Here is a 13,541-nt window from a genome sequence, read left to right as displayed (position 1 = left end):
AAAATATAGAAATCAAAAGAGCTTAAAGGAGGATTTTAAGTATTTAAAACCAATTTTTCAAATGAGGACACGCCCTAATAAACCAATAGAAATAATTGCTTTGTTAGAGGGAGTAAATGAAGAAAGTTTAGCGCATTTATCAGAGATACAATTTAAAAGCTTAGAACCGTATTTGGAAGAAGGAAAAATTAGAATTAGATTCTTTCAGGAAAAAGCAGGAACTGGTAAGAATGCTGTTGTTATGGGGGTACAGCCTCCAAGTTTAAACAATGATATATGGAATAATCCAAATGGATTACCTCAAGCTATAACAACCTTATTTCCTGAACCTACATTTATAAACTCAATGGAAGATTCAGCTGAAGATGTTTCTAAATATAAGGCAGGTAATACTATTGGAAAACTAATAGCAATTTTGCAAAAAGAAATAATTGCAACAAAAGTCGACGTAATTAATGATGCTTTAAAAGTGATTGGATCAAAGTTAAACGTAGATGGAGAAGAAAGATTAAAAGATTTTAAGGAATTTGATGATTCAATTAATGAAAAAATAGAAGATTTTTTCCCCGGATTAAAGCTGAATATTGATATTCCAACACCTGATATTGCAGATCTGTTTAAGCAGGGAAAAATTAAAGTTACGGAAGAGGGCAATCAGAAGAAAACTGATTTTACTGATATGGGGCATGGTGCTCAAAGAGCTATTCAAATGACTTTAATTAGGCATTTAGCAGAAATTACAAAAGATGTTTCTAAAGAGGGAAAAACGAATTTACTCCTTATTGATGAACCAGAATTATTCTTGCATCCGCAAGCTATTGAATTATTAAGAGCATCTTTAAAAAGTCTTTCAAAGAAAGGTTATCAAGTCATATTTACAACACATTCACCATTTATGATCGAACAAGACGATATTCCATATACGAATATTGTGCGTAAAAATGCTGAAGGAACACGAGTTGAAGTCAGATTAAAAGAAGCTATTACTAAGATTTTAGACACTCATGATGCACAAGCGCGACTACTGTTTGAAACTTATAATTTAGGACAAATTTTATTTTCAGATACTGTACTTATTGCAGAAGGTGATACTGAAAAGCAAGTTTTACCGCCCTTAATTAAAAAAATTACAGGTAAAACATTAGGAGAGCTCAAGTTAGCTTTAGTAATAGCTAATGGTTCACAGAGTATTCCTGGAATGATAAATATTTTAAAAGAGATGAATATTCCTGCGAAAGCATTGGCTGATTTAGATTTTGCATTTTCAGCCCATAAGTTTAAGTTGATTGAAAAAGAACATAAATGTATAAAAACATGTCTAGATATTATTAATGAGATACAACCGACTCATGGTTTTAAACTTGAAGGAGGATATCCAACAAAAGGTGGCGGCTTTAAAGCTGCTGAAATTTATGAATTATTAGCACAGCAGCAAAAAGCAGATGAATTTATTACTGAATTAAGAGAACATTTCAAAGCACAGTCAATTTGGGTGTGGAAGTTAGGTGCAATTGAGCCCCATCTTTGCTTAGAAACTAAAAAAACTGGTGAATGGTATAAGTTTAAGCAAAATTTAAATGAAAAAAGTGTTGAAGAAGTAATAGCAGATCTAGTTCATATTCAAGATTTTACTACTTGGTGTTTACAAAAAATTTAATCATTATTCTTCATGAGTTGAAGTTTTGAGTAATAGAAAAATTGGTAACCAACACTTTATAAGGTTGTCAAATTTTTTATGAAAATATTGCTTCGCCCAATCGACACCATCATTTACAAAAATGGACAATAGACATTCATCACGGGAGGGTTATACTAGACAGACCATTTCTAAAACCATGGAGAACAAAGATGGTTACTGCTGGCGAAAAACCCGGAACAGGCTTCTATTTTTGTGTTCAATGCGGACACCGCACCTACTTAGAAATTGGTACTGATCGTTTACCACCGTGTACCAAATGCCAAGGCAATCAATTTAACAATAAGAATGCCTAAGCAAAACAACTCAAACAGTTACCCTCTGTTTTGAACAAAAGCCCTATTACTCCATAGGGCTTTTTGCTATCTAAACTTCGCTATTTATGATTTAAATTTGTTTGAAAATTAACCAATAAAACCCCATATAAAACCCTAGATTCATCGTGTTTAGGGCAGCTCAATTGCAATATTATCTTGATCTTAATCATGACTCAGGTGTTGCCAATTACGAGATTGATAACGAGTTTATTCGTGTGCAATTCAAGAAAACCTCGAAAGTTTATACCTACAGCTATAGCAGTGCAGGTTATCAGCATGTCGAAAACATGAAACAGCTTGCCCAGTATGGCGATGGACTAAATGCCTATATTAATCACCATACTCGTCACTTGTTTGTACGCTAAAACTGGTCTGCTTCTTGCTTTGTTAATAGTGCGATCAAGGCAAATATTTTTAAAGAATAAATAGCTGCCTTGAAATAGTACCCGTGCATATTAAAGAGAGGACAGCCACCTATTGACATTAATGGGCATGCACCAGAATCAGGAAAATTAGATCAAAAAGCCCATTTTTATTCCGCATGGCCGCTCATCTTGATTCTTTTTGGAGGGGTGATTGGCTCATTATATGGCGTGATCGCCTATCTGCTTAATCTGAAAATCTATAGTTCTGAACTGACTAGACTCAACAAGGTTTTGGCCAATCTCCTCTGTGGGATGTCAGCCATCAGTGCCTGGTGGTTTAGTGCACAATGGATTCAGAGCAATTTCTTTCAATAAAATAGAAGTTATCGGTTGAATATAAATTGCAATAAAGATCATTTTTATCGAATAAAAAAGCGTAAAAAAATGAAAATAGAATTTATTTCTCTTTATTTGGTTGGATATTGAAATAAATTTTCAGATTTAATCGAAATTTAAAAAACATAGGAAATTAATTCCGTCCATCTTTGCCTAATATAACTCTCAAGGGTGTGATGGGATCGGAAAGAGTAGCATGCTGTGAGCGGCGCAAAACGCGAGTGCAGTACGAACCCAAAAGGTCTCGATTCGGCTTAGGACGCTATAGACCAAAAGTTTATAGGCTATAAGATCAGGTCTTACAAAGAATGATAGTTGAAGTAAACCATTGCGAGTTTTCCCAACACCCTAAAAAATTCTCTGCTCAATTTAAATCATAAAAATTAAAATATATAAATCATTATCTTATGATTCATCTTCATTCCAATAAGATACAAATCAATTCTTCATTTTTCAAGATGATCTGTTATTTTAAAATCATGAGTTGCCCCACAGGGGAATCAGCGTGAATCTCGATATCTGGTTTCAATTTTTACTGTTTTGCACACTGATCAATTATGTCATTCTCATGATCTGGTTCATGCTGTTTGTATTTGCGCGAAACTGGATAAGACAAGTGCATGGCAAATGGTTTCGGCTGTCAGATACCAGTTTCGATGTGATTCATTATTCAGGTATGGCACTCTATAAAATTGGAATTCTGCTATTTAATTTGACGCCCTTAGTCGCAATTTATCTGATGAATCAAGGCTAGGTACTCAACTGCGATTAAATCTTCGAGCGATAAGAATAAGACTGGCTCAGCATGAGTTTATCGTGAATGTATTGCGTGGCAGAATCAATAAAAACTAAAAAATATTTCAAAGGAGTTGAAGCATGAATCAATTCAAATCAGCACTGATTTTAGGTGCCTTGATCGGCTTGGGGATGATTATAGCAGGATGGATTCTGGGTCATAGTGCACTGAAAATTAAAGAGTATGAGCGCATAGTTTCAGTTAAAGGCTTGGCAGAACGCGAAGTCAAAGCCAATGTGGCGGTATGGCCAATCCGTTTTAATGCCGGTAGTCAGGATCTGGCCGAACTGTACGATATCATGCAAACCAATACCCAGGAAATTCAGACCTTTTTAAAAAATGAAGGGTTTAGCGCGGAAGAAATTACCAGTGCATCACCGAGTATCACCGACAAATACGCGCAGCAATATGGCGGTGATGCCAATGTTGCGCTACGTTATACTGCCAGCCAGACCATCACCGTCTATACGCATAAAATAGATAAAGTGCGTGTAGCACAAACTCGACTGGTGGCTTTGGGCAGAAAAGGTATTGCCTTTGCGGGAGATGATTCTGGACAAAGAACAGAATATCTATTTACCAAGCTGAATGACATTAAACCGGCGATGATTGAACAAGCCACACAAAATGCCCGCAGTGTGGCAGAAAAATTCGCTGCAGATTCAAAAAGTCGTCTGGGTAAAATCAAGTCCGCCAACCAGGGGCTGTTTAGTATTGAAGATCGCGACAGCAATACCCCATATTTGAAGAAAGTACGCGTAGTCTCAACGGTCGATTATTATCTGGCAGATTAAGCTGAGCTGGTCAGTGACTGTAATTGACAGCCTGAAAGCAGCTTGTTATTTTGCGCGCATTATTCCCGACGCTATACCTAAAATGCCCATTAACCATGACTTTGTCTATTGTCCACCGCAAGAACCGCTGCGTATTATTTATGAAGATGATGATCTGGTGGTGATTGAAAAGCCGGCCGGATTATTGTCGGTTCCCGGGCGTTTACCTGAACATCATGACAGTGCCTATTTACGTGTGCTGGATAAATATCCGCAAGCCAAAATCACCCATCGTCTGGATATGGCCACTTCCGGTATTTTGATGTTCGCCAAACACCGCGATGCAGAAGTGGCAGTGAGTAAAATGTTTCAGGCACGTACGGTACATAAAAATTATGTCGCGCTGGTACAAGGCAAACTTGAAGGTGAGGGCAGCGTCGACGTGCCTTTAATTACCGACTGGGAAAACCGTCCGCGTCAGATGGTGCATTTTGAACTGGGAAAGGCCGCCAAGACCTTATATCAAGTCTTAGAATATTTACCCCAGCAAGATATTAGCCGGGTACTACTGATCCCCATTACCGGTCGTTCCCATCAGTTGCGAGTGCATATGCTGCATATCGGTCATCCCATTACTGGCGATAAAATTTATCATCCTGAACCCCAGCGTAGTCCTTTAAATCGTATGGCCTTACATGCCAGTTATCTGGCCTTTACCCAGCCTTTGAGTGGTGTCCCGGTCGAAATCAAGGCAGATATTCCATTCTGATTTATTTTATTGAATAGTTATCTCGTCATATATCCGGGTTTTAAACTCATAAAAATGATGATGATCATGCCATTAACATGAGTTGGCCGAAGAGAAAAATGTGAGAATTTGTTTCCGCAACAGCTACAAAAAAGTATCTAGGCAAGCCTGTTTCAGTGAAATTCGTGTATTGATCAGTTGCCTTTCTGGCTGATGATGAATCATATAAATTTTTAATGTTCGGTTTATCTCTTGATGATGAGCCTAGAGAATTTTTATTCTTTTATCTCCTGCTATAGGCCTGATGCCTTTATTTCACTGGTTGTTAATTTTTCCATCATTATTTTTAAACTTTAAGAATATATCCTTTGATATAAAAAAAATTTCAGTTGTTTTAGAAAGGAGGTAGTTTGGACTAATTATTAGTCCATGACATATCCCTAATAATAATTAAAGAAAAATAAAATGAGTGAATGACTTAGTGATGACCAACGGCTTTGATTGCCTGCCAAAAATGATGCAAAATTAATCAATACTTTATAATAATTTTTTTAAATTAATAATTTAGGGCAATGCCCGGGGTTAAAGGAAAGAACGATGCTCAATATAGCTCTCTTCGTTCTCGCGAGTGTTCTGTTATTTGCTTTGCTATGGAGTTTGAAGGGACAGACTTCACTACGTAACAATATCCTGTTTTTACAGGAGAATCTGGATCATTCACGTAGCAAACTGACAGATTATGAAACTCAAGTCGATGAATTGAATTATGAAATCACCCAATTGCGAGTACAGAATGGCAGTTTAAACATTGCGCTGAATAAATACAGAAAATATCAGGATATCTGGAATATCGAGCAATATATTGTTAACCGGACCTTGCAGGCCGAAAACTTTGTTGAGCTGACCAAGCTGGATGCCTCGATCATGATCGATGATCTGAAGGCCTATATTGCAAGAGTCAAAGATTATCTTGTCCAGTTTCAAGCGCAGGCCATAGCCGAGATTGAGCAGCAAGCCCGAGAAAGTTTACAAGGCTATTATGAACAGGCCAGGCAGCAGCATCGCCTGCAAGAAGTATTGAGTGCTTTAGAGCATAAAATACAGGAGAAGCGCTTTGGTTTACAGTTTCCAGCTTCCCACCTTTTAAAGCAGCTGCTTGAGGGTTATGGCGAAACAGATGCGGCTCGGCATCTGCGTCATGTCCGTGAAAGTATTCAGCAAGCCATAGAAACACAGCAGGTGGCGAACTGTAATTATGTAGACGATAACCGCCGTCGAAGTACCATAGAGATCCTCAGTCTGGCTTTCAACAGTAAAGCAGATTTATACCTCTCCCAATTAAGCCCAGACAATCTCGCCGAAATGCTGCAGGCCTTAAAGAATGATTATGTATTACTGAATTATACTGGGCAGGCACTGAGTCAGGCCATGATTCAGGAGTCCTATCTTGACCTGCGTTTAGAGGAGCTCAAGTTTGCTGCAATGCTGTTGCAACTGCGACAAAATCACCCGCATCCACAGATTGCCTAGATGATGAAGGTTACAGGTCTAAACGATTTTTCTGGAACATTCTGATGGCCACATATTGCTTTAAACCCTGATATTTTGAGGATTTTTAGTTTGAAGGAGTGGATCAGTTATTCATTCTATATGTATAAAAATCATGTGTTTATTTATGGTTAAAAGATAATATTTTTTGTCTTGTTCTCGATAATTGTACAAAAATCAGCTAATCTTAAATGCAGAATAAAACAGCATCATAATAAGGATACTTCTATGTCACGTGATTACAATCAATTTCCTGACGATGAAAATGGCAATGTACTGTGGCAAATGCATCAGGATGGCGACGATCTGCAGGAAGCACATGAGATTGAATTTTCGATTGCCTTTGCTGATGAAGCACAGGCGGATCGTTGTGCTCTGCATCTATTAAAAGAAGAACAGAAAATCAGCCTGTTTCAGGATGAAGAAAGCGATACCCTGGAATGGATCATCACGATTTATGTGTATATGGAGCCAGCTTACGAAGATATTGTGGATCTGGAGCAATGGTTCAGTAAAATCGCTGCACAATTTCAGGGCGAATATGATGGCTGGGGTTGTATGGCCTACGTCTATGACGATGAGCTGGATGAAGAAGAAAGTAGCCTGCGCAGCAGCTGATCCAACCTATACTTAAATGATTTAAATAAAAAAAACCGGGATTACCGGTTTTTTTTGTCTGTTCAATACAATTTTTATGCAAAAAACTTGAATTCGCACATAGATACATACTCATTATATATGGCCAGATAAAAACTGGATAAAATGACCGAGATGAGTTTTCAACTCAAGCTGATCATTTACTATAAATGCAGGGACTATCCCTCAATATAAAAATAATAAGAATAAATAAAGGACAGGACCAAATGAGTTACACCTTAAAAATGCATCGTGTGTTCAGTGCACCACCGGAGCGGGTGTATCGTGCCTTTGTGCATCCGGATGCATTGGCGAAATGGTTGGCACCGCATGGCTTCATTGCCAAGGTTGAACATGCGGAAATCAAACCCGGTGGCCGCTATAAAACCACTTTTACCAATTTCTCTACCGGTACCCAGCATCATTTTCACGGCATTTATCATGAAGTTGTTCCTAACCAGTTATTGCGTTACACCGATCAGTTTTCTACCCCGGACCTAGAGGGTGGAATAGAAGTCACCGTCATCTTTGAAAAAGTATCAATCGGCACCAGTTTACATATTATTCAGGTAGGTTATCCGGATGTGGTACCACCGGCGGTGTGTCATTTGAGCTGGCAGGAATCACTGCAACTCTTATCTTTACTGGTTAATCCACAGATATCAGATCATTGATTTCTTCAAGCTCAGGTGCTGGTTGCATTCCAGCTTTTCTGGTAATTAGCGCTGCCTGCAAAGATGCTATACTGTACGCTTATTTGTTTGTTTATTTAATTTTTCTCTTTTTCGAGGTTTTTATGGGTCTGCCAAACTGTCCAAAATGTCAATCTGAATATACCTATGCAGATGGCGATCTACTTATCTGTCCTGAGTGTGCACACGAGTGGAAAGAAGGCGAAATCACTGAAGAGCAAGTGATCATTAAAGATGCTAATGGCAATGTGCTGGCAGACGGCGATAGCGTAACGGTCATTAAAGACCTGAAAATCAAAGGTTCATCTTCAGTGGTAAAAGTGGGTACCAAAGTGAAAAGTATCCGCTTGTTGCCGGATGCGGCCGATGGGCACGATATCGATTGTAAAATTGAAGGCATTGGGCCGATGAAACTGAAATCTGAATATGTAAAAAAAGCTTAACTTGATCTTGGCTAAAGAAATCTGTTGAGAAATAACATGGCTGATTTAGCCTATTATTTCTCAATATTGCCATAAATGCTGGGCTGACCATTTTTGTAGCGCCCTGATCCTTACCTTTCTGATTCGAGACCCCTTCAATGCCACACCTGCATCTGGAATATTCTGACAATCTGCAACACATCGAGATCAAGCCTTTATTGGTCGCGATCCATCAGGCACTTGTGGGCGCCGGCTATGTCAGCGATCCCAATGATTTAAAAAGTCGGGCAATTATGCAGCAGGATTATGTGATTGGACTGGATGTTGTGACAGACCAAGCTTATGTGCATGCCAAAATTTCCCTGTTAAGTGGGCGCAGTGTCGAAGTACGTCAGGCAATTTCTGAATTGGTACTCGATCTGATGCAGCAATATATTGCGCCCCAGCCGGGCTTAAACATACAGCTCTGTGTGGAAATCATTGAAATGCCAAAGCAGACTTATAGTAAAGTTGTTATTTGAATGCTGGCGTTGACAGGAGTATGGGATAAGAATTAAATGTATTAAAATTTTATCAATTGCAGTTTGAAAATTATAAATAATAAAGCTAACTGGTCTGCAAGGAATTCCTGTTTTCCTTTCTGCAGACTTTTAAAAAATCTATTTTTAAATGATGTTTTATGTCATTTACAGACAGGAGAGAAAAGCTCTAAAGTAGATTTCGATTGCTGCTGCTTCCTGAATCATCCAATCATGAAACAGCATGCTCATTCTGAGAGAAATAAAAATAATTGTATAAATGATGTCAGGTGAGTTTTGGCGGATCAGGTAGTAAAGAGAGTGAAGCGAGAACAGCGCTTTAACATAAGCAGAATAATAAAAAACAAAAGATCAAAAATCCGGTGAGATGAGTGAGCCGCGATTTAAGGTCTGAATTGTCCGGTTAAGGGGAATTTTATGCAAGTTTTTGGCAATCAACAATTGGCTCGGGAAGTCATGGCATTTCTTCGAGAATGGGACAATGCCATAGCCAGACTCGAAATTCAGGATATTATTGAATTGTGCCGGCCCGATATCCGTCTGGTTGATGTCAGTATGGAGGTGAAAGGTGTCGAAGCCTATCAGGCCCTCTGGCAACAATATCGGCGCTTTATGCCCGAAGGAATACGTGTAGAGCGGCAGAATATAAACATTCATGTCACGCATGATCTGGCCATGGTAGATGGCTATGTGCGAGTCAACTATGCGGTGATTGAACCGATTTTTCAATTAGGCTGGTGTCGGGTGAGCATGTGCCTGAGCAAGCAGCAGGGCAAATGGCAATTATTACATCAACATACCTCAGTTCCGGTACAGCTCGAAACCCGGAAAATGCGTCGGATCAAAAGCGTGAGTTAAGCCACCAGGCTGAAAAGATTTAAATGAAATATCTTTGCAAATGATTACAGGAATACCTTTGTAACAAAAATAGAGAAAGTCCTAAATTGTGTTGAAGGAATAATAGTTTAGGACTTTTCAGGTGGCTAACAACAAGAACAGTCAAATACAACCCCGATCAAGCAACCTGCAACAGCAGAATGAAGTATTCATGCCGGATCAGTCCGAACAGCAGCGCACCCAACATGCACTCAGAATGATGGCTGGCTTTGTGATTGCTGCCGTCGTGATAATGGCACTATATTTTGGCCGTGATATTTTTCTCCCTCTGGCCTTGGCTATTCTGCTGGCATTTTTGCTCTCGCCACTGGTTTCCCGTCTAAAACGCTGGGGCTGTCCTCAATGGGCCGCAATTGGCCTGGTTATGTGCCTGACCTTGTCATTTTTGGGGGGTACTGCAACCTATCTGGGGGTACAGCTTGGCAAGCTGAGTCAGGAGCTGCCGCAATATCAGGACACCATCCAGAAAAAACTGAATATGCTCAAGGACTATCGTCAGGGGCCGAGTATGTGGGATGGCGCAATCCAGACCTTTGACACGGTAGAGAACTCGATAGAAGTTCCAGATCAGGAAAAAGACGACCCGAATGTCCAGAATGTCAAAGTAGTAGGCCTGGAACCCTCGAGTGAAGAAGCTGCACTGGACTGGTTAAATAAAATCCTGAATCCGCTGGCAATTATCGGGATTGTGTTCCTGTTCATGGTATTAATTTTACTCAATCGCAAAGACCTGCATGACCGCTTTCTGAAGCTCTTGGGCGGTAATTTGAATATCGGAACCGATGCGCTTGATGATGCCGCCAAAAGTATCGGAACCTATTTGCGCATGCAGCTGCTGGTCAATGTGACCTATGGTATTCCCATGGCGATTGGACTGCTGGTGATTGGTGTGCCGGCAGCGATCATGTGGGGACTGATCGCGGTAGTTATGCGTTTTGTGCCCTATGTTGGCCCGATCGTTTCAGCTATTTTTCCGATTACGCTGGCCTTCGCCGTTGATCCGGGCTGGGACATGGTGCTATGGACTGTAGCCTTGATACTGGTGCTGGAACTTATCAGCAATAACGTGATTGAACCGTGGCTCTATGGGGAAAGTACCGGTCTGTCTACTTTGGCAATTATTCTGGCTGCCACGTTCTGGACCACTCTCTGGGGACCGGTGGGGCTAATCTTGTCGACGCCTTTAACTGCCTGTCTGCTGGTTTTGTCCAATTATGTGCCGGCACTGGGTTTTGTCAAAACCCTGCTCGGCAGTACGCCAGTATTGTCCCCCTCCGAGCGTTTTTACCAGAGACTGGTGGCTGATGAAGTCAATGATGCAATGCAGGTAGCCAATGATTATATCTGTGCACAATTACCGAAAAAGCCTAGTGCGGAGGAGGTGGCTCGTCGTGTACAAATGTTCTATGGCGAAGTGGCCATTCCAGCCATTCGGATTTATTCGCAAGGACATGATAGCGATATTACTGCCGAACACCGGTTGCGCCTTTATCAGGGCTTGCAGTTCTTTAATCATGCGTTTCAAAAAGCTTATCCGAGCAAATTAAATGCCGAGCAGCCCGAAGTCTATTGCGTTGGTGCGCGTTGGGAAATTGATACCCAGATTTCTGCCATGTTGGCGCACACCCTGAATCTTAAACAGATTGCTGCCCGGAATGATCCGAATGTGCTGATTCAATCGGGCGAATCTGAAAAGGGCATTGTATTGCCAGCTTCAACCAAAATTTTATGCGTGTCGATTTTTCATCATGCGCCTGCGGCACAGATTCGTTTGCTGAAATATAATTTGACACAGCAATATCCTGATTTGAAAATCATTTTTGCGACTTGGGGCGTGACGCAGCTAGAGCTTCTGGATGAACTGCAACAACGTTTTGAGCTGGAGGCACTGGTCAATAATGTTGATGATCTGATTCTGACTGTCGAGACTTATACCTTGGATGAAGGGGAAAGCTGGTTTGATAATCTGGAGATCAAGAATGAAAAAGAACGACAACAGGCTTTAAATGAATTGGGTTTGTTGGATCATCGTCATCAGATCCTTTATAAACAATATATTGAAGAAGCCCGTCAGGCCTTTGACGTTGATTACGCACAAATTTCCTGGCTGAATCAGCATGAAATGTATATTCCGGTCAGTCCTTTTACCCAAGAACCTGTAGCAACCCGACAAATGTGCAAGGATTCAGTCTGCACTCATCTGCTCTATCAAAATGAGCCTTTGGTGATAGAAGACTTGCAGCGTGACCCACGCTTTCCACATCTGTCAGAATTAAGACAGCAGCATATCCGTTTCTATGCCGGTGTGCCCTTAAAAGATAAAAATGGAATTGCGCTGGGGAGTCTGTGTCTGCTGGACAAACGGCCGAGACAGATGCAGGCGGAAGATATGATTTTGCTTAAGGCTTTGGCACAGGATTTAATGGCAACCCTGAGCAATGAGCGCAAGAAAAAAGATAAACAGAAGCAGATTGAAAAGATGCAGCCAGCCAGCTCGGCAAGCGTTTTAAAAAAGGACTAAATGATGAAACAAAAATGGATCTACAGCATCAAAACCATGAGTGTCACATTTGGTCTAGCCAGTATCAGCTCATTAAGTCTGGCGGCCATTCAGGGCCTGCATTTTTCACATAAGGATTGGGAAATTGCCTGTGACAATACCGGCACCTGCCGTGCTGCCGGATATCAATCTGACTCAGACATGGACCGGCCAGTTTCGGTGCTATTAGAGCGTGCTGCAGGTGTGAACAGTAACATCAAAGCTCGGGTCCAGATTTTGCCCTTAGCTGCTGCCACACCGACCAGACAGCTTCAGCTGCAAATTGCCAGCACACCTTATGGCGTGATTGGTCTGAATCGGGAGGGAATAGGGCAACTCAGTACTGATCAAACGCGAGCCTTGCTGCAAGCTGTCCAGGGAACAAGTCCCGTTTTATTTAAAAATGTGCAATCACGCTGGAACTTATCGACCGCTGGAGCCAGTGCCGTTTTACTCAAGATGGATGAATTTCAGCGTCGACTTTCTACGCCCTCAGCCTTGATCAGGCCGGGAAAAAAGTCTGATCAGACGGTCCTCAAAGCCGCAGCGATACCGAAAATTCAGATACCAAAATATCAGTCAGGCAAAGTCACTCAAGCGAAACTGAAGACGGCAGCGGGTCAGCAAATGATTCGAAAACTGCAAGCGACTACCAACGAGGATCAATGTGACTTGCTGTTTAGCCAGAATTTTATGCCGGATGATGTCATGACAATTTATCCCATTAATGCTCAAAATCAGCTGGTTCAGATTCCATGCTGGCGCGGGGCTTATAATGTGGGCAGTGGTTTCTGGCTGATGGACCAGAACAGGCAGCTGAAGCAACTGGTGACAACTTCGGGGGAAACCTTTAATAAAGGTCAGATATTTTCCGGGCAAAAAGTGCGCGGTTTGGGCGATTGTGTTCGTCAGGACCAATGGGCCTGGAATGGCAAGAAATTTGTCAAAAGCTTCAGTAGTCTGACCGTACAATGCAAAGGCTTTGCTGGTGGTGCCTGGAATTTACCAACCTATGTAAGCAAAGTTATTTATCCGGCCAAATAGTATTATTCAAAAAATAGCAGCGATAAAAAAAGCCTGACGCATTCAGGCTTTTTAATTTCTTAGATTAGCATTTGAAGTGCAACACCATATTGTTGCCATAATACCTGACTCGGACTTTTAAAGCCGAGTCTTT

Annotated in this window: 15 protein-coding genes; all 15 read left to right on the top strand. The window is 40.9% G+C overall.

The annotated features are described in order from the left end of the window. On the top strand, positions 1-1,657 hold a 1,657-nt coding region (locus tag H9629_RS14955; protein WP_191731414.1), incomplete at its 5' end, for an ATP-dependent nuclease. A 191-nt stretch (positions 1,658-1,848) separates the two neighbouring features. After that, the gene (locus tag H9629_RS14950) at positions 1,849-1,992 is read left to right on the top strand and encodes a zinc ribbon-containing protein (protein ID WP_004645925.1); all 144 of its coding nucleotides are present in this window, start codon (positions 1,849-1,851) and stop codon (positions 1,990-1,992) included. A gap of 164 nt (positions 1,993-2,156) precedes the next feature. Next, positions 2,157-2,378, top strand: coding sequence for a hypothetical protein (locus tag H9629_RS14945; RefSeq protein WP_191731415.1), 222 nt, complete (start codon positions 2,157-2,159; stop codon positions 2,376-2,378). Between the two features lie 111 nt (positions 2,379-2,489). Further along, positions 2,490-2,753, top strand: a complete 264-nt coding sequence (locus tag H9629_RS14940) for a hypothetical protein (protein WP_064097099.1) — start codon at positions 2,490-2,492, stop codon at positions 2,751-2,753. Between the two features lie 526 nt (positions 2,754-3,279). Further along, a complete protein-coding gene (locus H9629_RS14935) occupies positions 3,280-3,528 on the top strand; it encodes a DUF6868 family protein (protein ID WP_074383477.1) in 249 nt (82 codons plus the stop codon). 122 nt (positions 3,529-3,650) lie between these two features. After that, entirely contained in the window at positions 3,651-4,364 is a 714-nt protein-coding gene (locus tag H9629_RS14930; RefSeq protein WP_064102518.1) for an SIMPL domain-containing protein, read from the top strand. An 82-nt stretch (positions 4,365-4,446) separates the two neighbouring features. Continuing rightward, entirely contained in the window at positions 4,447-5,112 is a 666-nt protein-coding gene (locus H9629_RS14925) for a pseudouridine synthase (RefSeq protein ID WP_064102553.1), read from the top strand. A gap of 576 nt (positions 5,113-5,688) precedes the next feature. Beyond that, the gene (locus H9629_RS14920; protein WP_064102517.1) at positions 5,689-6,621 is read left to right on the top strand and encodes a DUF4041 domain-containing protein; all 933 of its coding nucleotides are present in this window, start codon (positions 5,689-5,691) and stop codon (positions 6,619-6,621) included. A gap of 246 nt (positions 6,622-6,867) precedes the next feature. Further along, the gene (locus H9629_RS14915; RefSeq protein ID WP_064097103.1) at positions 6,868-7,257 is read left to right on the top strand and encodes a ribonuclease E inhibitor RraB; all 390 of its coding nucleotides are present in this window, start codon (positions 6,868-6,870) and stop codon (positions 7,255-7,257) included. Between the two features lie 245 nt (positions 7,258-7,502). Further along, positions 7,503-7,949: an SRPBCC domain-containing protein gene (locus H9629_RS14910; RefSeq protein WP_064097104.1), complete on the top strand. Its 447-nt coding sequence runs from the start codon at positions 7,503-7,505 to the stop codon at positions 7,947-7,949. Positions 7,950-8,071: 122 nt separating this feature from the next. Then, positions 8,072-8,410 (top strand): zinc ribbon domain-containing protein YjdM, encoded by a 339-nt coding sequence (locus H9629_RS14905; protein WP_064097130.1) that lies wholly within the window; start codon positions 8,072-8,074, stop codon positions 8,408-8,410. Positions 8,411-8,547: 137 nt separating this feature from the next. After that, the gene (locus H9629_RS14900; protein ID WP_064097105.1) at positions 8,548-8,910 is read left to right on the top strand and encodes a 5-carboxymethyl-2-hydroxymuconate Delta-isomerase; all 363 of its coding nucleotides are present in this window, start codon (positions 8,548-8,550) and stop codon (positions 8,908-8,910) included. Between the two features lie 435 nt (positions 8,911-9,345). Continuing rightward, positions 9,346-9,786 carry a YybH family protein gene (locus H9629_RS14895; protein WP_064097106.1) on the top strand — a complete coding sequence of 147 codons (441 nt, stop codon included), beginning with the start codon at positions 9,346-9,348 and terminating at the stop codon, positions 9,784-9,786. Positions 9,787-9,907: 121 nt separating this feature from the next. Further along, entirely contained in the window at positions 9,908-12,346 is a 2,439-nt protein-coding gene (locus tag H9629_RS14890) for an AI-2E family transporter (protein ID WP_191731413.1), read from the top strand. Between the two features lie 3 nt (positions 12,347-12,349). Beyond that, a complete protein-coding gene (locus tag H9629_RS14885) occupies positions 12,350-13,408 on the top strand; it encodes a DUF1176 domain-containing protein (protein WP_191731412.1) in 1,059 nt (352 codons plus the stop codon). The last annotated feature ends 133 nt before the right edge of the window (positions 13,409-13,541 follow it).

It is taken from the genome of Acinetobacter pecorum, assembly GCF_014837015.1.
Lineage (GTDB): Bacteria > Pseudomonadota > Gammaproteobacteria > Pseudomonadales > Moraxellaceae > Acinetobacter > Acinetobacter pecorum.
The sequence above is the reverse complement of the archived record's forward strand: the minus strand, read 5'-3'. Positions and strand labels throughout refer to the sequence as shown.